Source organism: Streptococcus pseudopneumoniae, from assembly GCF_001072665.1.
GTDB lineage: Bacteria > Bacillota > Bacilli > Lactobacillales > Streptococcaceae > Streptococcus > Streptococcus pseudopneumoniae_S.
The window spans coordinates 112,481-134,695 of the sequence record NZ_JVJI01000110.1 but is presented as its reverse complement, the minus strand read 5'-3'; the positions used below and the strand labels follow the sequence as shown (position 1 = coordinate 134,695).

The window sequence follows — 22,215 nt, the reverse complement described above, 5'->3', positions numbered from 1 at the left end:
GCCTCTTTTTTGTGTAAAAAGTTATATAACTTTTTGTGTTGTTCTTTGATATGAACTCGTTCTACTCTGTGTCAATGTCCCTTTACAAAATATTTTTTAATTATAGCTTACAATAACAGAAAATGAAGTAGAAGGAGAATGATATGGTTATAGTTATTCTGGCTGAAAAAGAGAAACAGGCAGAAGCTTACGCTACAGCTTTGGGACAATTTAGTAAAAAGAAAGGTGTCTATGTTATCAGGCAATCACTCTATTTTCCAGCTGAAGTGCATGTGGTGGCTGCTGAAGGGCACCTATTTGAATACAGTGAACCAGACAACTGGTCACTTGATAAATTACCTATTATAAATGTTTCATTTAAGCAACATCTCAAAGAGGATAAGAATTCAAGAGAAAAATTTAAGAGAATTTATGATGAAGTGGTAGTAGCGGATCAAGTGATTATTGGGACGGATGCTGATAGAGAAGGAGAGCGGATTGCATACTCTATTTTATCGCACATACCAGGAGGCAAGGAGAAAATCTGGAAACGGATTTGGGCAAGCTCCTTGACCAAGAAAGCTCTTCAAAAAGCTTTTCAGGAATTGAAGGAACCTTCAGAGACCTATAATTACTATTTGGAAGCTGAAGCACGTGCACAAAGTGATTGGTTGGTAGGCATGAATTTATCACCTCTTGCAACGATTGATCTTCAAGCAAAAGGACAGCTACCCCGAACAAAGGGAAGTCATTTATCAGTTGGCCGAGTTCAGACACCTGCAATTAGACTAGTTTGTGAAAATGATTTAGCGATTCGTAACTTTACTCCAGAAAAATATTGGAAACTTCAGCTGGAGGATAAGAAAAATGGGGTATTCTTCACCACAAAAAATAAATCTAAGGATAGTGAGGCCATTTTAGCTTCTTCAAGGGGGTTATCAACCACCTCTGTTGTTTCTTCAGTTGAGGCAGAAGAACATCAGAAATCCGCTCCACAGCTATTTACCTTGTCAGAATTACAAAGTTTCGCGGCAAGTGCCTGGAAATTTGACTCAAGCAAAACAGAGAGTATTGTTGAGGGACTATATTTGGAAGGTTTTCTCTCCTATCCACGACCGACCTCAAAATATATCAGTCGTTTTGAATTTGACGATTTAAAAGAAAATCTATCTGCCTATCAAAAGGCTATTAATTGTCATTTTCAGCCAGCGTTTTTGGAGCCTAGGGAAGATTATGTCAATGATGAAAAAGTATCTGGTACGAGCCACTCAGCCTTAATTCCGACTGAAAGAATTCCAAACCTTTCAAATTTAAAAACTGATCAACGACTGATTTATGAAGCAGTTGTGAAGCAGGCAATCTTGATGTTTGCGGATGATTGTTATTATTCAACCAAAACTATTGAAGTAGAAAATAATGGTCTTGTTTTTAAAACAAAGGGTAGAACGCTTCATAAATTAGGATGGGCTGAATGGAGTTCACGAAAGGTACGAGGTCCTGTTGAAGTTCCTGATTATCAAGTGGGAGATGAAATTGATACGCAGGTTCAGATTGTAGGGGGTGAAACAAAACCACCTAAACGATTAACTGAGAGCCAATTGATTGGCCAAATATTTCCTAAATATGGCTTGGGAACACAGGCCACTAGAGGAGAAATCATTAAAAAAATTCAGAGCAAGGGCTATGTTGTCAAAGATAAAAAAACAGGCCAACTAACTCCTACCAACAAGGCCTATCTACTGATCAATTATCTCTATGACAACGAATTCTCCAACCCAGAGACAACAGGAGGCTGGGAAATGTTCCTATCTCAAATAGGAGAAGGGACAATCAATCCACGAGAATTTGTGGATGCAATAAAAGACAAGCTCACTCTTCAAATCAAGGAAGTAAAAGAAAGAGGTGATTAAGTGTGACTACTGAAGAAAAGAAAAAAACACCCTATTTAGATCGTTATACAGATAATCTGACGGAAAAAGTTTCCAAAAAAGCAGAAGATTATCAGGTGTACGGACGTGTTAAAGAAGTAGAAGCTGTTCAAACCTCTCTTCTCAGGAGAACCAAGAACAATCCAATTTTGGTAGGAGAAGCTGGGGTTGGTAAAACAGCTATTGTTGAAGGATTTGCTTTAGCCATTTTACGAAGCCAGGTATCTCCAAAATTAAAAAACTTGACCGTACGTTCTCTGGAATTATCTAGTTTAATGTCAGATGAAGATGGAGGATTTATTGTTAAGTTTAAAAAAATTATTGAGGAGATGGTAGAAACCAAAGGAGAAAACCTTCTCTTTATTGATGAAATTCATACGATTGTTGGAGCTGGAGGTTCAGATAAAGGTGCTCTGGATGCTGGAAATATTATTAAGCCAGTTTTGTCACGTGGTGAGATTCAATTGATTGGCGCAACTACTTTAGATGAATTTCATGAATATATCGAAATGGACCGAGCGCTGGAGCGAAGGATGCAACCGATTATGGTTCCTGAACCAACAACTCCTCAAGCGATTGAAATTCTTGAACAAGCTAAAACTATTTACGAAAACTTTCACCAGGTTTCTATTAGTTCGGATGCTGTAAAACAAGCTGTACTGCTATCTGTCCGCTACATACCTGATCAATTTTTACCTGATAAAGCCTTTGACCTGATAGATGAAGCAGCGACTATTTGTTCTACAAATGGATTGGTTCATGTCGGGAAGCAAGAAATTGCAGAGGTGCTGAAAAATAAAACAGGTATTCCTGTTACGACGATTTTGAAAGGTGACAAGGAAAGATTAGATGGTTTAAAAGAAAAGCTGTCACGACGTGTGAAAGGCCAAGATGAGGCTGTAGAGGCTGTTGTGGATGCTATAACTGTTGCACAAGCTGGTTTACAGGATCAAAGAAAGCCCCTATCCTCCTTTATGTTTCTAGGAACTTCTGGCGTTGGAAAAACAGAGCTTGCCTTGGCATTAGCAGAGGGAATGTTTGATGATGAAGAAGCAATCATTCGCTTTGATATGTCTGAGTATAAACAAAAGGGAGATATAACAAAGCTGATTGGCGATCGTCAAACTAGAACGAAAGGACAATTGACTGAGAAGGTTAAACAAAAACCATATAGCGTTATTCTGATAGATGAGGTGGAGAAAGCACATTCAGAAGTTGTAGATTTATTTTTGCAAGTGCTTGATGCAGGGCGCTTGACTGATTCGACTGGAAGGCAAGTGAGCTTTAAGAATACAATCATTATTATTACTACGAATATTGGTGCTGAAAAAATTGTTAAGCAGTATGAATTGAAAGGGAATTTTAAAAAACTAACAGATAGGGATAAAGGTCAGTTTGAAAAGAGCATGACGTTGGAGTTAGAAACTAAATTCCGACCAGAATTTCTCAATCGAATTGAATATAAATTAATTTTCAACATGTTAGACGAGAAAGTGAATAAGAAAATTATTGTCAAACAACTATCAGAAATCGAAGAAAGAATGAAAAATCAAAAGTTGACTCTCTCTTATGAAGAAAGTTTGGTTACTTATTTATTGGATGTAGGAACAAATATAAAGGATGGCGCACGGCCACTGGAAAGAGTGATTAAGCATAAGGTGCTTCCTTTAATTTCTAAAGAGTTTCTGAACTTATCCGATCACAACCAAGAGTATCATTTTCATCTTTGGGTAGAGGGTGATGCGCCAGATGAGCATCACCGTGAAGATAAAAGAGAAATATTGTTCGACGTCGAAACTGAAAATAGGTCATTTGGTGAAGCATTATTTTCTTAAAATTCACCTTAAAAAAAATGATTGTCCCTTTAAAAAATTTTTTTCAATTATCTATTATACTAACGTTGTCAAAAAAACAAAGGAGGATTTCTATGAAAAACTATTTGACAAGACAACTTCAGCAAATAAAAACAAAATCACAGATGTTTTTATTGAGCCTTTCCCTATTCCTAACAGGATCTACAGTCTATGCGGACGATCCATTTGCTAAGTCGGATAACTTGGCAAGACAAGGAATTACAAAAGTTCAGCTAGTCAGTGTTGCGCTATTTGGTCTAGCTGCCGTTGTCACTTCGCTCATTTATGCGTTTGGTGGACGGGAGTTAAAAGCTTCAATGAAAAAAAATTGGGTGTCTATTGCAATTGCAATTATTGGTGTTTCAGCGGGACCAAGTATTATTGAATGGATTTTTGATTTCGTGAAAAGTTAAGGGGTGGTGATTTATGGCTTTTTCACTCTTTAATAAAGGTTGCTGTACGATTACAGATGATCTATTTTTAGAAATCTCCTGGGAAGATGGAAGAGGTCCAGAAGATGATAGTGAATTACTTGATATCATTGAGGGATTGGATCATCTTTCTGATTTTTCTCAGCCGATTTCAAAAAGTTTACCCTACCTAACATTTCAACAGGCCGAGTTGTTATTTAGAGAGTTGAAACAGATGTATGGTCAGTTTCAGCTGAAAAAAGTGGCAATCGCCCATCTGGAAGGGAAAAACGTGGTAACAGAAGGAGAGGTTTACGCTAGTCCATTTCTGATTACTGAAGACTATGAAAATCTCCTGCTTCCCCTCATTCAAGCGATACTTACTCGCTCTGAATTTGAGAATTACAGCTATCAAGAAAAAAGGGAGTATTTTGAGAACCAGATTTATCCTGTATATAAACAAAGTATGGGATTGTCCGATTCTTCTCTTCCTCTTTTCCCAGCTGAAGGTGAGCTGGCGGTTCTTTCACAGCCAAGTCGTCCATCACATGATCTAAAAGCAGGAGGTCAAACAACTGTTGCCCCTCCTATGGCTCAAAAGCAGTCAGTTTCTCTGAAGAAAATTTATCTATTTTTAGGTGTTTTGGGAGTGCTGTCAGTGATAAATATCGTTTGCGTATTTTTTGCTTTCGCTCAACTATCAAGTCAGTCCGAAAAAGTAAATTTCTTATATCAGGAACAAAAAAATACTCAACTTATCATTTCAACGAAAAATGAAGTTGATGTCTTTAGCCGTTATTTCTTACCTTCTTATTACTCGGGCAAAAAAGAAAACCTAGTAGATTTTCTTTCTGAAGGTGATGCAAAATTTACCAAACCAAAAGAAGGTATTTTACAGTCCGTTATTTTAGAGAAATTGAATTATGATTCAGAAACTCAAAGATATACGGTTTCCTATATCCTGTCTGTCAAAAGAGGGGATAAATCATCTAGCGTTAGATTAACTTTTGATGTAAAAACTTCTGATTCTTCAAAATATGGATTTGTTGTAGAAACAGAACCAAAAGAATCAAATTATCTTAAAAATTAGAAAAGGAAAAATCACAATGAACAAGAAACAAGTATTAACTACACTCGCACTATCAACACTCGCATTAGCACAAGCTGGATTTGTATCAGCTGATGAACTTGCACCAATTGATTCTTCTGCTCCAACAACAGAAGTAGTTACGCCGACAGCACCAAGCGCTTCAACAGAAACAGAGGCTCCAGCAAATCAGTCAACAGAGCCTTCAGTTACTCCAGTTGATCCGACAGTTCCTTCAGACAAGGATAACGCAGGAAGCCTTGACGGAGTGCCAGCTGATAAACCAGCACCTTCAGATAAGGCGCAAGACAAGGATAATGCAGGTAGCCTCGATGGTGTTCCAACACCATCAGATAAACCACAAGACAAAGACAACGCAGGAAGTCTTGACGGAGTGCCAGCTGATAAACCAGCGCCTTCAGATAAGGCGCAAGATAAGGATAACGCAGGTAGTTTAGATGGTGTTCCAGATGAACAGCCAAAAACTACTGATCAAGCAAATCAGCAAGGAAAGTCACAAATTGGGACAACATCTACATCAACTGGACAGGTTGTCCATGATGTAACTAAAGAGCCCGTTGAAACAAATACAGGTGCGTCTATTGTTAGCACCCAAAACGGAAACGTAGTCCTTTCAGATGGTTCTGTAGTGGCTCCAGAAGAAGTTGGTGGAACAGTTAACGAAGATAAGACTATCTCTGTTACTGATTCAGAAGGCAAACTCAAAACACTTCCAAACACTGGGACTGCAGAAAGTATTCTGGGTGCTATTGGAGCCATGTTGTTGACAGCAGTCAGCTACGTCTACAAGAAGAAAATGTTTTAAGGTGAAATGGAAAGGGAAACAATTAAATGACAGAAAAAACAAAAGGACACGGATATTTCCGTAAGAAAAAATGGGCTAAAGGTTTAGCGTCAGCTATTGCAATCGCAGGTTTTGTATCCTTCTCTGCAGGTTCAGCATTTGCGGATGAAGCAGTACAGCCTGAAAGCAAAAACGACAATAACATGTATGCTACACAAGCTGGTAAAGCAACAGGAAGCCAGTCTGTAGCGATTGATAATGGAGCAGTCGCAAAGGCTGCTGAAAAAGCAAAAGCAGCAGGGGTAAATGTTTCTGAGACTCAGTCAGTTGATAAGGGAACGGATACCACTGCTCCAAAACTTGAACAATCTAAGTCTGAGATTAAACAAGATCAGGATAAACAAGTTCAGGAACTTGAAGCTACAACTACAAAACAAGTTCAAAACAATGAAGCCTTCAAGGGGGCTCAGGAAGCTATTCACGCTAACAATCAATTTGTAGCTACTGAAAAAGCCAAGCATGAAGGGGCAACAACTGTCACAGTGACCAATGACAGTTCGACTGCCACAGATGGGACAGCAGACAAAAACAAGAAAGCTACTCAAACAGCTAAACAGGTTTTGTCAGATAACCAACAAGCGGTAACAGAATACCTGGGTGAAAAATCTAAGTATGATGCTACTGTTGAACAAGCTACTGCTCTAAACAAAGCGGTAGAAAGCGCATCTGAACAGTTGAAGAAAGAAAAGGTTGACGTTAAAGTCGTTACACGTACAGTCTCTTCAGTCGCAGAAGTAGAAGCATTGAAGAAACAAAATGGCCAGGCTATTGCGACTGCAAAAGGCAAAGTGGAGCTTAACAAAGCCCTGATGGCTGCCTACACAGAGAAGAAGAATGCTAGTGATCAAGTCAATCAAGATGCTGATCGTAAGTCAGCAGATTTGAAAAATTCTGGTGTACTTTTAACCTCTAAAACACAGGAAGTTTCTTCAGTAGATGAAGCCAACAAAATTGCCAAACAAAACCAAACGGCCTTTGATAAAGCTAAGCAGACCCAGGCTGAATGGCAGAAGAAATACAATGAACTTCAATCTAAAACAAGTACGGAAGGGTTCACAAAAGAGGTTGTCTTACAGGCTCTAAGTCTTGCAACAGCTAATCCTGAAGCAACTGTGAAGTCTACAGCTTCAGGAGCAGAAGAACTGACTACGGATTATATCGCCTCATCAAGTGGCAGATCTGGGTACTCTCGCGTTCTAGACTCAACCAAAGTCTTGAAATACAAAGATGTGGGCAATGGTTGGACAACAGAAATTGATTATACTGGGTTAAACGGCTTAACAGTCACAACCGAGGATGGGAAACAACACAATATTTCTCGTATCCATCGAAAATTTCAAATTGTAAACCAAGGTAAAACTGGCCTAAATGATGTCTATGTCTTAAATGATCCGACTGAGGGCTTTGTAGTAGCTCGAAACGATGGAACAGGTGGAGCTGCGGACTACATGAACTTCCTGGTTACAGATACCTACTACTACAATGAGGACGGCCAAGAAGTAGCTTTCAAGGCTTCTGAAAAGACACCTGCAGCCTTAACCTATTCATCTCTAAACCACAACCCTATTGGATGGGAAGGTGCAAAAGCTATCAATGGTAGCCATGTTGAAATCAATGGCTCAACTGTTACTCAAAACAAGGATTATGGATATGTTTATGCAGAAGACTATAATCGTGAGGAAGAGGTAGGTCATCTTTGGGATACATCTGACTCACCTTACCAATACAAGGGGGCCGCACTTGGTGTTTTCAAGGAAGGGACAGCCTTCACAACCGAATTTATCCAATGGGACGGGCCAGCAGAGTCAAATGGGCAAACTTACTGGTTTGCTTTGAATACAAAGGTTGTAGCACCAGTTGTTGAAGTTCCAGCTACTGCAACTATCACAAAAACAACTGTGAAGCCAGTTCAGACTGAACCTGTATCAGCTGAATTGGTTAAAGCGAAAAATCCAGCCAAACCAACTTTGGCGCTTAAAACCCTTTCTGAAACTAAAAATCAGAAATTATCTGCAAGCTATCACGGCTATAAATTGCAGTATAAGCCAGTTGTCAGCAAATCTGTAGCAGATACAGATAAGACCAACACAAATGGCCAAGCAGTAGCTAAAAACGCTACTCAGACCTATACATTGACCCATGAAAATATCTATGCGAACCTTAAAAAAGGGGACAAGATTACCATCATTGATCCACTCGAAGCTGGAGCAGTTCCTGATGTAGCTGTTACAAAGGCAGCTGCAGAGAAAGCAGGATGGGGCGTTGCTTACGATGCAGGAAAGAACACTTATACCTTTACTGCAACCTACGAAGGGAAACGCTTAGAAGCTCCAGTGATTACCTGGAAGCCTATCTATGACAAGGGCTTCTATGATAACACTTATAAAGTGTTAGTGAATAACTACGAGGTTTACTCTAATCCAGTCACAAACTACACACCACCAGCTCCAAAACCAGTTAAAGCTGTTTTGGACCGTTCTGGTAAGGATATCAATGGTGCGACGACTTTTGATCGCAACGTGACTTTCCGATTGATGACAGATTACAGCCCTTACGCTAAAACCATTGCTTCAGCGCAAGCACTTGGCAAGAAGTTTGCTATCCTGGATGATGTTCAAGACAAAGCCTTCACAGTTGACCACAGCAAGATCAAGATGACTGCTGCAGGACAAGATGTCAAAAAACTCTTTGAGATGCATCATGTGCTTTCAGACAAAGGACGTACAGATGCTATCAATAAGATTCTAAAGGAATTGAACTTGAATCCTAGAGGTGAGTTCTATCTCTGGGTAGCAAAAGATTCCAAGAGTTTCTATCAAAACTACGTGAAACCAAATAAGAATGTTACTGTTGATCTCCCAGCTAAACTCCTGGTTAAAGCAGGGGAGAAAGTTGAGAATAGCTTTAAGCAAATCGACTTTGGCAATAGCTATCAATCAAACCTTGTCACTGTCTCGGTTCCCGATGTGAAGCCAGAGAAACATGCCCTGGATCAAAAGGATAATAAGAAAATCCTAGACGGCCAAGAAGTGCAGATTGGCCAATACATCCGCTATCTACTTGACGGTGTAACCGTTCCAACCAAACATGATAGCCTCTTCCAATATGATGGTAGTGACCAGTTGGATGTGGTTCATGATCGATTCACAGGTAAGTGGTCAGGGATTTTCAAGGGGACAGAGTACACAGCTGAGAAAGATCTTACCTTGCCTTATGATGTCATCCTGAAGGATGGTAAAGTAGTCAAAGCTGGTGATCATCTCGCTAAAGGTACAACTTATGCCTTCTTGTTTGAAGTGAACCAAGATACGGATCCTAACTTCCTTAAGAAAATTGTGACCGTTAAATGGAACGAAAAGGAAGGCAAATGGTCGTATGTTATTAACCAGGACTTCTTAAACTCATTAGGTGTAAAAGGCACGTTCGATGCAGACTTCTATCTAGAAGTCGAACGCATCGCAGCTGGGAAGGTTGAAAATACCTTTATCAATACAGTCAATTTACAGGAGATGACGGCGAAAGTGACAACCACAACGCCAGAACCTCCAAAACCAGAGCCTAAAGAACCACACAAGCCACAACCGCAGCCATCACTTCCAAACACTGGAACAGCAGCAAGCATGCTTCCATTGATTGGGATTGTGTCAGGTATTCTTGGTTTAACTGGTTTGAAACGTAAGAAGGACTGACAATTAGGTCTTAATTAAATAAAACTGATGACCACAAGCTGGGGTATAACTCTCTTGTGGTCTTTATTGAAAGGAGAAAAAATGCAAGTATTTATCGCTTCTGGACGTGTTGCATTCATCCCAAGTGATGCAGTAGGTCAAACTAAAAATGGTCATGCCAGTTTCAAATTTGAGTTTGTTTGTGATTCGAGTATGACTGATGATACAAATAAACCAATCCCTAGTTTCTTCCATGTACAAGTTTATGGGAAACAAGCGGAATTGATGGCTCAGAGCCTATCTAAAGGCTCTCCAATCCTCTTAAAAGGAGAAATTATCCAACGGCCTTATGATGATGAACAAGGTCAGCGTCGGACGTATCAGTTTATTTCCCCAAATCAACAAGGAGGAATCTCTTTTCTTGAAAATAGGGAAGCATCTAACCGACGTAAGCAGGAACAACAGGGCTTTTCTCAGCCGATACCAAGTTCTATTCCTACACCTTATCCTGAACCAATGGATGCGGATTCCCCATTCTAAAGGGATTGAAAGCATACAAGAACACTTGTGTGCTTTTTTTGTCGCTCATTTATTATACAAAAAGTTATATAACTTATGATATAACAATATCTTTTGTCCCTTTAACGAAGAATTTGATATTATCCCTTAGAATAGAGAGGAATTAAGAAATAATAAGAAAGGAGTGCAACAATGGCAAGACAAAAATACAATTATCTGTCTGATGAATTGATTGCAGAATCTCTTCAGGTGACCAATTACTTAGAACAAAGTCGATCTAGTCGATTGAATGTTCTTCAGTTGGATGGGGAGAAATGGTTAGAAAATTACTTTAACCGTTATGAGAAAGCCTCTCCAAGGCTACAGTTTCACATATTTCTCTTTTCGAGCTTCTATACTCGAAAAATGGAATGGTTCTTGGAAGGTGTAAGGGGGTAGTCGTTTGTTTGAGTTATTTGAAGTAGTATTTTATACCCTTATCCAACTGATTCGAGCCAGTTGGCTCAATACCTTCCTTTTTCTAGGGGTAGCAGGTTATTACCTATTCAAACTCTTCCAGCCGTATTTTTTAAGAAGCTATCAAAGGTTATTAGCAGGAAAGAGTAGTCTAAGGCAAGCAATAAAAAGAGGTTGGAAAAATCGTAAAGGAATTGATTGGAAACAAGTATGGTTCAAATCAGTCAGAGGGCTGCTCAATGGAATGAAGTCATTCTTACCTAAAATCTTTGCGCTTGTCTCTCTCATTCTTTGGAATGTTTTCTTCAGGATATTCTATACCCTCCCTTTTGTTAAACGAGAACGGAAACGTTTTGATAAAGAAATGAAACCCATTCTTTATTTTAAAAGTTACCGCAGTTTCGTTTATATGGGGTTAGGTTTTAGCTTTATTGCTTTTATCTTGACCAATTACCTGGTTACTGTTTTAAGGGCTACAATCCGCTTTCTCTATTTTAGCGCTTGGTCATTCAAAGATGCTAGTAAGGCCGTAAACTTTGACTTAAACAGCCTCTTGTTTCAAAGTTTATTGAATGTAAAAGTCTTTTGGATTGCCCCGATTTTAGCTTTTCCTCTCTTTCTGATGGGTCTAGTCCTTGCTTGGAAATCTGCTTGGATCAACTTTGAGCAGTTTCGTGACTACAACCATAATGAGGAGGGGGATGACCGTTTTGTGACAGTTGATGAAATTCGTCGTCAATACAAAAAGATTCCTAATAAAGCTTTAACTTATCCAGGTGAAGGTGGGGCTCCAGTATTTCATGAACTGACTCATGATTTGGCAGGGCAAACACTCCGAACGCAAATGTTATGGCAAAATAAGACAATCAGTCGATACGTGACCAATGCGGAGCGCATTTTGGGCATGCAATCTTTTCCTTCGGGATATTATTACATTGAAGATAAGCCGACGAATTTGTTAGGGATTGGGATGACTCGTTCAGGTAAGGGGGAAGGTCAGATCACGACAACGATTGATATCAACAGTCGTGCGGAGTTGCAGCCATCGCTGGTTCTGGCAGACCCGAAAGGAGAACACTACCAAGCCTCTTACAAAATGATGAGGCAACGTGGCTATGAAGTTGATGTGCTTTCTTTCCAAAATATGGATTGGTCTATGTCCTACAATCCTTTGGCTCTAGCTATTGCAGCCGCCAAGAAAGGTTACTATGAGAAAACGCAAACCTATGTTAACGCAGTCGCAGAATCCATTTTTCCCAAACAAAAAGGTGGTGAGAAGGGGAATGCGGAATATTTTCGTAAGTCTTCTATATCCTTGTTTAACGCCCTTACAATGGCTTTGATGGATCGGGCTAATGAAACCGTTCAAAATGGTGAAGAGGATGCCTGGGACACCATTACCATCCCAAACGTTGCGAAATTCTTGGCGACAATGGGATCAGAAGAAGTCTTTGTGGATGGTGCTGGAGAAATCGTCGAAAATCCAAGCAGAGAACAACAAGTGTCGAAGAAGTCAAAAATTACAGTCTATTTTGATAATTTGAGACAGGTCAATCAAAAACAATTCTCAAAATTTAGACAAATGGCGGATATCGAATTTCGTGCTTCAGACTTTGGTGGTGATGAGACTAAAGGGAATGTCTACTCTAGCATGATGACAGGAATCAACCTGTTCTTGCAAGACAACGTGGCGAAGCTCACTTCCAAAAACTCGATTGATTTAGAGTCTTTTGCCTTCCCACGTCGATTGTCTGTTAAGTTTAGATCAAGCACCAACAGTCAATTAAAAAATGAGTTCAAGCATAAGACTGCTAAGGTAACGATTACAGGCTTGAAGAAATGGGGCAAAGTTGAAAAGCAAGTCGACTATGTGAAGCAAGCGACAGCTCTTATTGATGGAGAAGGCTATCTGACTTATGCCATCGAACCTAAACTTCCAGATCAGTTTACGGTTACGATTGATTTTAATCATAAGAAAAATGGTAAGTCTCCAGTTCGGGATCGGGTCTTCCAATTCTCAGCTGAGAAAGTCTATCGAAAAGATGGAGATAATCTAGAACTCGATGAGTATACCAAGAAACCGATTTTAGATCATATCGATATCACCGTCTTAAAGAATAAAGAAGATACCCAAAATCTTCTTCAGGAGTCGGATATTGAACTGATTTATTCAGATAAACCCAAGGTCATCTACCTGGTAACACCGCCAAACCGAACAGAGTATAATGGGATTGTTTCTTTGTTCTTGGATCAGTTGTACAATGCCAACTATGATCTTGCCCTATCAAATGGGCGGAAATGTATCAATCGCATTCTCCATATCTTGGATGAGTTTACAAATATTCCAGCTATTCCTCACATGGATACGAAAATTTCTATCGGATTGGGGCAAAATATTCTCTATTATCTTTGGGTTCAAAACTTGGAACAATTGGTTAATGTCTATGGTGAAAATGTTGCGCAAACGATTCTGGATAACTGTTCATTGAAAGTTTACGTCAAAACGACGTCTCCAGATACCAATAAGAGATTTAGTGGAGAGCTGGGTACACGTACCATCACCAGAAGACGGCGCTCCAGCAATATCCTGGACGAAGCCAATCCAAATGTAGCTGTCGAGAATCCAAAACAAGAATTGTTGACACCAACGCAATTGGCCAAGCTTCAGGAGGGAGAAGCGGTTATCTTACGTGGGGTTAAAGGACGGGATAATGTTGGACGTAAGGTCACAACGGATCCAATCTTCGCACACGATAAGAACAGCTTCCCTTACAAGTACATGTTCTTACAAGAGGAGTTTGATACATCGATGACTCTTGCGGATATTCCAGTCGAAAGTGCCCACCGTGAGCTAGAGCTTCAGGAGATCGCAGTTGATGCTGGTACAGCCTTCAACAACATCATAGACTGGAGGCAACGTTTGACCATGCCTCTCCTCAGCAACAATGGCGAAACTCCTAAACTATCAGGCCGTCACAGTAAAGGGCAAAAGGTACAATCCCAATCATTTACTTCCACAGATGAGCTATTTCAGGCAACTGTAGCTAGTGTCATTCAAGGTGACTATGATTATTATGATGATGAAGATGACTTCTTTGCGGATGAAGTTATCTAAAAAGATGTACAATAAGTTATATAAACACTTGCAAGAAAAAATGATGTTTGTTATAATGAAGTAAATAATGATCAGGAGAAAAAATGATGAAAGCAAAGCACTTTTTAAGAATTGTTTTAGTAGGGTTAGCCTTGATTTTACTAGGAGCATGTGGTCAAAAATCACCTGATTCTATTGCTAAAAATGTGCTAAAAGATAGCTATACAGGCTTCTCACCAGAACATAGTTATGAGAGTATTTATTTTAAGGGTGGAGTAGGAACTACTTTAAAGTTTGATAAAGCAGAACGAACTATCTCGAATAACGACGGTAGAAGTGTTAAGTATAGTGTTCTATCAGATGAACAAGTAAAGGCAATTCCAGCCTCTTTCAGAGGAACGATTGTTAGTTTAGAAAGTCAACTGAAAGGAAAGGATAATTTTACTATAGCTGTTGGAGATAATGCAGATAAGCCTGAGGAAGCAGAGGCTTATTATCAAGTCGTCTTGACCGAGGGTGGTAAAAAAATCCGAATCATTGAGCTCCGTCGTGGCTATAAAGAAGACAATGCTTTCTATGATTTCAACGGAACCGCAGATTAATTTACAAAAGTCTCAATTACTTGAGGCTTTTTTTGTTGTCAGAATTTCATTGTCCCTTTAAAAACGATTTTGCCATTATCGAATATGATAGGGGTATCTTAGAAAGAAAGAAGGTACCTTTAGTGCACTATCAAACCTTTTCAGATTTGATGAATGAGGTCAAGGATCTCAATGGTGAAATCACAGGCGAGAATGCAAAAAAGCTGGCGGAATTTTATTCCTACTGGGGCAACTATTTAGAACCGACTCCTGCATTTATGGCATTTCTCACTTATTTACCAGGAGGGATTGTCAAGGCTCTTTATCAAATCACTTCCAGCCTAGAACATGTTTTTAATAATATGTTCAAGCTCTTTGGTCTCTTCGGTTATCTGGGAGACCAGAAGACGATTATAGGCCAGTTCTTTTACTGGTTTCAGCTATTAGGAACGTCCTTGTTCACCCTGATTTTGGTTGTGTCGGCTGTGACAGGAGTCTTTACTAAGCCAGTAAAGTATAAGGGGGTCATTACGAATTTCCTTTTGGTAACGGCTGTAACTTCCGTATTGCCACTAGCTTTGACCACCATCTCAACAGCAGTGGCGCAGGATGCTATGTCTATCCAGACGGTCTCCAGTGAAGCGCCATCTGGTAGTCAGCCAACTTCCTCCTTGGCTCTGCAACCCATGAAAAATAATGTAGTAGACTTAAAAGTCTTGATCTACAAAGATTTTTCTACGGAGTTGTTTCCAATGGATGATTATGGCTTCATCAAGCCTGTTCAGGAGGGCTCTACTCCTGTCAATAATATCACGGATGACCCTGCACAGCGGGATACGACTGATTTTGCGACCAAGATCGATTTTGGGGCAAACTATGGTACAACGAATCCAAAAATGTTAGAGGAGATACAGGCAGACGATAAAATAGCAGGGATTAAGGGCTTGTTCCTCCATAAGTTGAATTCCAATAATACTGGAGTTGAAAGCATTACAGAACACCGCCTCATTAATCAATTGAGCGCTTTTGAATCAGTTTATATGCGCTATAAAGTCAATTGGATAGGGATGTTCCTCCAGTATATTATCCTTGTTGTTCTTTTGGTCAGCATGATCATTAAGCTCGTCAAATCCGTTTTTGATATTCTGATTGAAGCAATGATTTCTCCAATTCTTGGATATAGTTCTCTATCAAACTCAAAGAAATATAAGGAGCTGCTAAGAACGATTGGCGGTGCTTTAGCAGGAATCTTCTTTGAAGTTATCATTATGCGTGTAACGCTTGAGATTTTCAGAGATTTACCAATCCTTTCTGTTTCAGCTGTATCTAAGCTTTCTGGCGGATTCTTTGATGGACTCAATATGTGGGAACAGTGTCTCGCAGCTGCCTTTGTCTATGTTGGAGTATTCTTTGCAGCAATGCAAGGAGTAGCCATGATCGAGCGCTGGCTTGGAGTTTCAACAGGTCATAGTGAAACAGCTCAACAACTGCTGGGTGCTATGATGATGGGGAATGCCTTTGCGGCTGGAGCAGGCGGTCTCTTTAATGGCAGTATGGCACTTGGTCAATTTGGTATGGATATGGCTAAAAAAGCTCCAGATGCCTTATCTAAAGGAAGCCAGATCCTAGGAAATAGCCTTGCCAAAACTGGAGGTGGTATTCAAGGTGCTTTGAACTCTGTAAAAGACCAGGGCTTGATGAATGCGGCCAAAGGTGGTGTAAGTAATATGGTTGATTTGGCAGAATGGAAAGCTTTTGAAGCCATGCAAAATACGAAAGGGGCAGTTGGTAGCGCTTTAGATAAGCTGGATGATAAAGCTGCCTCTGCTCAAAATGCGACCTATAACGCTCTGAAAAATGATGCTGTTCCTGGAATTGATCAGCAGCCTGGACCAATTGATATTCCTGAGCCTCCAATTGATCCAGGAACAACAGATGCACCTATTGTCGATCCAACTCCTTCAGCTGAAGAAATGGAGTCCCCAATTCAAGATCCAAATCCACCTGCAGATGCACCAGTTTCAGAATCACAACCACCAGCACAGCCTGATTCTTCTCAACAAAAATTTCAACAGAGCATGAATCAAATGAATTACATGAACCAACAAATGCAACAAGCAGGACAGCGTATGCAGGGGGGACGTCATATAACAGGTGCTGAGAGTGACGATGAAGAAGAATAGGCTGAACTATGGATTTAACAGAAAAGAACATTGTTATCACAGGAAGCCTACGTCCTCTAACTCGAGAAGAAGCCATACGATTTTTAGAAAGTAAAGGAGCTGTCGTGCAAAGCTATGTATCTAATAAAACAGATATATTGGTTTTAGGACACAAGCAGTTGGATCTTTTTGATCCAGATAAACGGTCTAAAAAGCATGATGCAGCGCTTAGAAGAATATCAGAAGGTCAATCCATCACTTTCCTTTCTGAAGAATCATTCTTTGATTTAGTTAAGAAGTCTCAAGATTGAGGCTTCTTTTATTGTTCAAAAAAGTATATAACTTTTTGTACAATTCTTTCCTGAAAGACAATGGCAAAAATGCTATTGTCCCTTTAAAAGATATTTTCGATTATTCATTATAATGTGAGTGTCAAAACAAATGTAAAGGAGAAATCAATGTACAGTGAAAAATATGGTGTACCTAGAGATATCTATGCCAAAGTCAAGATTATAGGCCTTCTTATCCTAGATATTGCTTTTGTAGGAATTACTGGCGTAATCGCTTTGAGCGTTGGCCTAAAGATCTTTCCTAAAAGCCAGTGGATACAGATGTTCGCATTCATTTTGTTGACACCAGTCATGAGTTTATATCTTGTATTGCCAGCCAACGGTGGCAAAAAGAATTGGCACAGCATGTTTCTTTTCTTCAGACGAAGAAGAAAACGTTATATCAGCTTGAATTATATCAGAAGGAGAAAATCATAATGGCGATTAAACAAATTCAATCCCCCAAAAATGAGAAACGTCCGCTGGGACGTATTCAAGAAACAAAGAAACAAACGCAGGAATATTTTGATTTGCATTCTTGCGTTGAGTTGTTAGATGTAAAATCAATCATTCCAAACAGCCAGGCTTATATCCAGTTAGTTGAGTATGGTTACTTGCAGCTGATGGAGATACCAGGTAAAGATTTAGGATCGATGTCTTATAACGAAGTTATGAGAACCATTGAAAATTTTGAAACCTGGTTGACTCGATTTGGACCGAATATCCAAGTGGAGACGACAACTTTGCCAACAAATACAGACACGCAAATTTCTGACTTGCGCCATCATTTGGATTTAGTGCGACAAGATATGTCTAAGTTATCAGTAAACGATAGACGTTATTTACAACTCAAGGATCGTGAAATTTGGCTTCAAAGCCAAATCAAAGTTGAAGAAAGCATCCGACAAGAAGTCTATAATACAGAGTTCATTCTGTGGCTGTTTGCGCCTACAACAACCGAATTGGACGAATTGGTTCGGAAGGCTAAAACCTATGGAAATAATGATTTTGTTCCACAAGATATCAGCTACAGGAAGAAAATTCAGATCATAAAGCAATACAACAATATGAACGAGAAAGTGTAGGAGAGACAGCATGCCTGATTTATCAAAACGTAGACAAAGACAACTAAAAAATGAAGGATATGACCTTGCCTTTCTTAGCCAGATTCAACCGCAAGGAAATATTGATTTTCAAAAGGATGACCGCTCCTGGATAAGTGGAGATGGGTACCATACGGTCTTACACTATTATGAGTATCCAACTGAAGGGATGGATCGTTTTTGGCTTTCTGAACTGTTGTTGATCCCTGGGACACGTTCCTTCCTGTCACTGTACAAGGAGGATAATAGACAGCTTCAAAAAGAGATTGAGGACTCTATTGAAGAGAAGTCAACACGAATTACAAACAATAGCAAACTAACCAATAATCGGAAAGAACTAGATGAAATTGACAATCTGAATAAACTAAGCCGTGAAATTGATAAGCAAAATATAGCTATGTACGGGATGTATATTCGTGTCTTTGTGTTTGCATCAATCAAAGAAGAATTATTCAAGAAGGTTGAAGAGGTCAAAGACAAAACATCGAAATTCAAATCTACTATTCTATCTGGAGAATTAGATTTTGAATACCATGCCCCATTTATTCCAGCTGAATATCAGATTGATTTGCCCAATCATCGACGAGGAATACCAACTCCAGCTCACTCAATAGCTGGGGGATATTTCTTTAATCATACGAAGCTAGAAGATGAGAAGGGCTTCTACCTTGGATGGACTCCAACGAACGGAGCAGTAAATTTCAATTTCCTAGAACGTGATGAAAAAAGAACACGATCCTTTATGATTCTATCTGGGAATCCTAAGATGGGACAACGTTCTTTCCTCATGAAACATACAGATGGTCTTTATGCAAAGGGCCACTATATTCGTAATTTTGATGCTACTGGTCAGTTTCTTGATCAGACACGAAAACAACATGGATTGATTCTTGATTTATCAGGTGAGTCTAACCGTATCAATATTTTCCAGGTATTTCCAACAGTAACCAATGAAGCAGGAACTGAAATTGATAAGAAAAAATCTTACAATCTTCATATCGAGAAACTGAAGAGTATCTATAAACTCCTGAATAATGAAGTGACAGGAGACGATTTAATCACATTTGGAACTCTCTTGAATGAGTTCTATATTGAAGAAGAGTTGTGGGCTCGAAATCCTTCGTTGAATCCAGAAAAACTGAAAGCGACGGATATTGTGAAGGAGGAGTATCCTATTCTGTCTGATTTTATTTTGTTTGTTGATTCCTACAAACGTCGACTGGAACAAACTAGTGCGGATAAAGCCGAACACAAGGCTGTTAAGCGCATTTACAATACGTTTAACGAACTATTGACAACAAACGCAGAAATTTTCGAGGGAACAACCGAATTTCAAGATATTTCTTCAGAGCAAGTTGTAACATTTGACTTCTCAGGGTTGAAGAACGCCCCTCATTTGTTAAATGTTCAGATATTCTCTGTTCTTTCACTTGTCTCAGCTGATATTGTCAATAACGGAAAACGCTGTAAGCAATTACTGAAGAGACGTCCTGACTTAACGGAGATGGATATGCAGCACTATATTGTCAATATTAGTGGGGCACAGACACTCATTGACCCTAAGCATGAAAGTAGTGTCAACCTTCTGGCTGATATGATTGATACAATGGGCGAAAACTTTGCTGGTGTTGTATTGTCTGTTAATTCACTGCGAGGGATTCTGTTTGAGACGGGGATTGGCACTCATAAGGATCCGTACGTAACGGCAGTCCAGAGGATTTTTGGTCTGATGCAATATAGAGTTTTTGCTCAGACGGACGAAACCAGTGTTCCTCTACTAGCTAACGCCTTATCTGGATCAATGAACCAGTCTGAACTAGAGACTTTGCCTCGTCTGGCGAAAGGACAGTTATTCATGAATATTGCAGGGGTAGGAAATCTGGTCTTTAACCAACAGCTGTTAGCCCCTGAAGTTGAGCGCTATGGCGGTATTGAGTAAGAAAGGAAGGTAAACCAGAATGGCCAAAAATAAACTAGGAATGATTGCCAGGACTAAGCAGAGATTTGATCAATACGTATTGATTCGTAAATATCGCATGCAACAAGAAAGAGATTATTTCGCTTCAGAGGGAGAATCTGATCCAAAACGCCTGGAAGCACAAAAAGAACGAGATAAGGAGTTTTTGAACGGTCTCAAGAAGATTGGAATAGGATTTATTGTATTTTTAGTTTTTTATGGAATTTTGCGAACAATATTAGGATTGTGGTAGATAAGTGAGGTATCCATGAAAAAAATATTTAAACTGAAGATCCTCATTCCTTTTGTGGCTCTCCTATTAATTATCAATGTTGGGATAACCATGTTAGTTGGGATAATGGGAGCTGTAACCAATAATGGAAGAAATGATTGTGGTGCTGTAGAAACAACATCTTCAACTGGCGACTCCACAGTTTCTTCAGCTGATGGTTCCATCGATGACTTTGTAAAAAAGCATAAGGAAGCCTATATCCTGTCTTGGAAGGCAGGAGGTTTCCTACCTTCAGCCTCTATCACTCAAACAATGATAGAGAATGGCTTCAATTTTACGAATCCTAATGGTACCTCCTTCTGGAAAGCTCACAATATGGGAGGTGTTAAAACCTCTAGCAAAAGTAATTTTCCAGTTACTCTTGCGACGTATGGTGAAGATAGTGTTGATTTAAGTGGGACAAAGCCTGGAGCGAATGTCGGAGACGGTACAGGAGGAGCTTATACTTGGTTCTCTAGCTACGATGCAGGGATCGTAGGGAAAGCTGAGTTTATGGCTCACCAGACACTTTATAAAGGGGCTATAAACAATACAAATGGCATTGCTAGCCTATCCGCTATAGCAGATGGCGGATGGGCCACAGATGGCACTTATAAGAGCAAACTAACTGATATGTACCAAAAACTAGGTACGAAGTATCAGTGGCTTGATAAGGAAGCTATTGCTGCTCATGGTGAGAAACCTTATGAAGGATCCAGTACACAAGATGTCAGTTCTTCAGATAGTGCGGTGTCTTCTTCAGCTGAAAGAAGTGGATGTGGTGAGTCAGGTAGCAGTACCGATGGAACGGGAACTGTCCCTTCAGATGCGACTGCGTGGGGGTATAAACCAGAAGACTTACCAGATAGCTTGAAACCATTCATTATTGATCCTAAGAGCTTAGGCATGGATTATGCTAAGTCTACAGGATGGTATAATCCTGGAAGTGACGAGTATGCTGGACAATGTGTGAATCTTACAATTAGCATGGGAAATCACTTATGGGGTCATTCTGGCTCAGTACAGGGAGATGGGAAAGATCAAGCGGCGGCATGGGCTGGAATATTTGGAAATTCGGTTAAGACTACACCCAAAAGAGGCGCTATTTTTTCTTCACAGGTAGGAGGCGGAGGATATGGTCATACTGGAATTGTATGTCATGTTTTCGAGAATGGCTCTATCTTATTTGTAGAACAAAATACACCTCTGAGTGGTTGGGATCAGTTCAAAACTCCATATACATGGAATTATCGTATTTGGACTAAATCACAACAACAAGAACAGGTAATCTCTTTTGCTTATCCAGATGACAGAGAAGCTAAATTAAGTTCAAATTAAAAGGAGGATATAAGATGATTGATTGGATAAAGGAGAATATGGTTGTATCGATTGTAGTAGGTATTCTATTGGTTTTGGCAGGAATAGGGATTGCATCGAGTTTCAGACCATCTCAACAAACTAAAATAGAAGAAGCTGCCCAGGTGAGTTCTTCAGGAACCGCACAAAACGAGCCGTCTTCCAGAGAGGAAACAGCAGACGAGAAGAATTATCGGACAGCTAAGTTAAAACTAGAACGCCCCTATGCAGAGGCAAGCTCAGAAGACAAAAAAGAAGTGTTAAAAGCCTTTGAAGAAGCAGTAGCAGATATAAAAAAGACGAATTTTCTGCCAAATGTCAAGGGAACAATCGAGAATCATTTATCTATGACACAGAATGCGATGGTTCAAACCTTTGCGATGGCTCTTCTGACGAATCAGTATGATTTTCAACCTAAACAATTGGAAGTGATGCCAACTGAATCAGATGACGTGATTCAATTTTTAGTTGTTCTAACTAAAAATGGAGAAGAGAACAGCTATTTCGTTGGAAATTTCAATACTACGGTTCAACAAATCCAGCTAAAAGCCTATGTTGGCGGAAATATAGGTGGTACATACGGATAATAAGTTGCAC

18 protein-coding genes are annotated in these 22,215 nt (G+C 39.6%); all 18 read left to right on the top strand.

Going from position 1 to position 22,215, the window contains the following annotated elements:
* Nucleotides 1–143 precede the first annotated feature (143 nt).
* The 18 genes from ADH52_RS06240 to ADH52_RS06155 all read left to right on the top strand — a co-directional run bounded on the left by ADH52_RS06240 (nt 144) and on the right by ADH52_RS06155 (nt 22,205).
* Entirely contained in the window at nt 144–1,889 is a 1,746-nt protein-coding gene (locus ADH52_RS06240; protein WP_049510597.1) for a type IA DNA topoisomerase, read from the top strand.
* A gap of 2 nt (nt 1,890–1,891) precedes the next feature.
* A complete protein-coding gene (locus ADH52_RS06235; protein ID WP_049510596.1) occupies nt 1,892–3,742 on the top strand; it encodes an AAA family ATPase in 1,851 nt (616 codons plus the stop codon).
* Nucleotides 3,743–3,834: 92 nt separating this feature from the next.
* Nucleotides 3,835–4,173, top strand: coding sequence for a hypothetical protein (locus tag ADH52_RS06230; RefSeq protein WP_049510595.1), 339 nt, complete (start codon nt 3,835–3,837; stop codon nt 4,171–4,173).
* A 13-nt stretch (nt 4,174–4,186) separates the two neighbouring features.
* Nucleotides 4,187–5,260, top strand: a complete 1,074-nt coding sequence (locus ADH52_RS06225) for a hypothetical protein (protein WP_049510594.1) — start codon at nt 4,187–4,189, stop codon at nt 5,258–5,260.
* A gap of 16 nt (nt 5,261–5,276) precedes the next feature.
* Nucleotides 5,277–6,083 (top strand): LPXTG cell wall anchor domain-containing protein, encoded by an 807-nt coding sequence (locus ADH52_RS06220; protein ID WP_049510593.1) that lies wholly within the window; start codon nt 5,277–5,279, stop codon nt 6,081–6,083.
* A 26-nt stretch (nt 6,084–6,109) separates the two neighbouring features.
* A complete protein-coding gene (locus ADH52_RS06215; protein ID WP_049510592.1) occupies nt 6,110–9,811 on the top strand; it encodes an SspB-related isopeptide-forming adhesin in 3,702 nt (1,233 codons plus the stop codon).
* 81 nt (nt 9,812–9,892) lie between these two features.
* Nucleotides 9,893–10,330, top strand: coding sequence for a single-stranded DNA-binding protein (locus tag ADH52_RS06210; RefSeq protein ID WP_049510591.1), 438 nt, complete (start codon nt 9,893–9,895; stop codon nt 10,328–10,330).
* 171 nt (nt 10,331–10,501) lie between these two features.
* On the top strand, nt 10,502–10,747 hold the full coding sequence (locus tag ADH52_RS06205; protein ID WP_000113750.1) for a hypothetical protein: 246 nt from the start codon (nt 10,502–10,504) through the stop codon (nt 10,745–10,747).
* Nucleotides 10,748–10,751: 4 nt separating this feature from the next.
* Nucleotides 10,752–13,880, top strand: coding sequence for a VirD4-like conjugal transfer protein, CD1115 family (locus tag ADH52_RS06200; RefSeq protein WP_049510590.1), 3,129 nt, complete (start codon nt 10,752–10,754; stop codon nt 13,878–13,880).
* Nucleotides 13,881–13,963: 83 nt separating this feature from the next.
* Nucleotides 13,964–14,461: a hypothetical protein gene (locus tag ADH52_RS06195; protein ID WP_080977871.1), complete on the top strand. Its 498-nt coding sequence runs from the start codon at nt 13,964–13,966 to the stop codon at nt 14,459–14,461.
* 122 nt (nt 14,462–14,583) lie between these two features.
* Nucleotides 14,584–16,623 (top strand): pLS20_p028 family conjugation system transmembrane protein, encoded by a 2,040-nt coding sequence (locus ADH52_RS06190; RefSeq protein ID WP_049510589.1) that lies wholly within the window; start codon nt 14,584–14,586, stop codon nt 16,621–16,623.
* 8 nt (nt 16,624–16,631) lie between these two features.
* A complete protein-coding gene (locus tag ADH52_RS06185) occupies nt 16,632–16,913 on the top strand; it encodes a BRCT domain-containing protein (protein ID WP_049510588.1) in 282 nt (93 codons plus the stop codon).
* Nucleotides 16,914–17,060: 147 nt separating this feature from the next.
* Nucleotides 17,061–17,369 carry a DUF5592 family protein gene (locus ADH52_RS06180; RefSeq protein ID WP_007520071.1) on the top strand — a complete coding sequence of 103 codons (309 nt, stop codon included), beginning with the start codon at nt 17,061–17,063 and terminating at the stop codon, nt 17,367–17,369.
* Entirely contained in the window at nt 17,369–18,016 is a 648-nt protein-coding gene (locus tag ADH52_RS06175) for a hypothetical protein (protein ID WP_049510587.1), read from the top strand. The genes ADH52_RS06180 and ADH52_RS06175 overlap by 1 nt, the downstream gene beginning before the upstream one ends.
* Nucleotides 18,017–18,026: 10 nt before the next feature.
* Nucleotides 18,027–19,973 (top strand): virulence factor, encoded by a 1,947-nt coding sequence (locus ADH52_RS06170; RefSeq protein WP_049510586.1) that lies wholly within the window; start codon nt 18,027–18,029, stop codon nt 19,971–19,973.
* Nucleotides 19,974–19,992: 19 nt separating this feature from the next.
* Nucleotides 19,993–20,244: a hypothetical protein gene (locus ADH52_RS06165; RefSeq protein ID WP_001107251.1), complete on the top strand. Its 252-nt coding sequence runs from the start codon at nt 19,993–19,995 to the stop codon at nt 20,242–20,244.
* A gap of 15 nt (nt 20,245–20,259) precedes the next feature.
* The gene (locus ADH52_RS06160) at nt 20,260–21,600 is read left to right on the top strand and encodes a CHAP domain-containing protein (RefSeq protein WP_049510585.1); all 1,341 of its coding nucleotides are present in this window, start codon (nt 20,260–20,262) and stop codon (nt 21,598–21,600) included.
* Between the two features lie 14 nt (nt 21,601–21,614).
* On the top strand, nt 21,615–22,205 hold the full coding sequence (locus tag ADH52_RS06155) for a hypothetical protein (RefSeq protein ID WP_049510584.1): 591 nt from the start codon (nt 21,615–21,617) through the stop codon (nt 22,203–22,205).
* Nucleotides 22,206–22,215 lie beyond the last annotated feature (10 nt).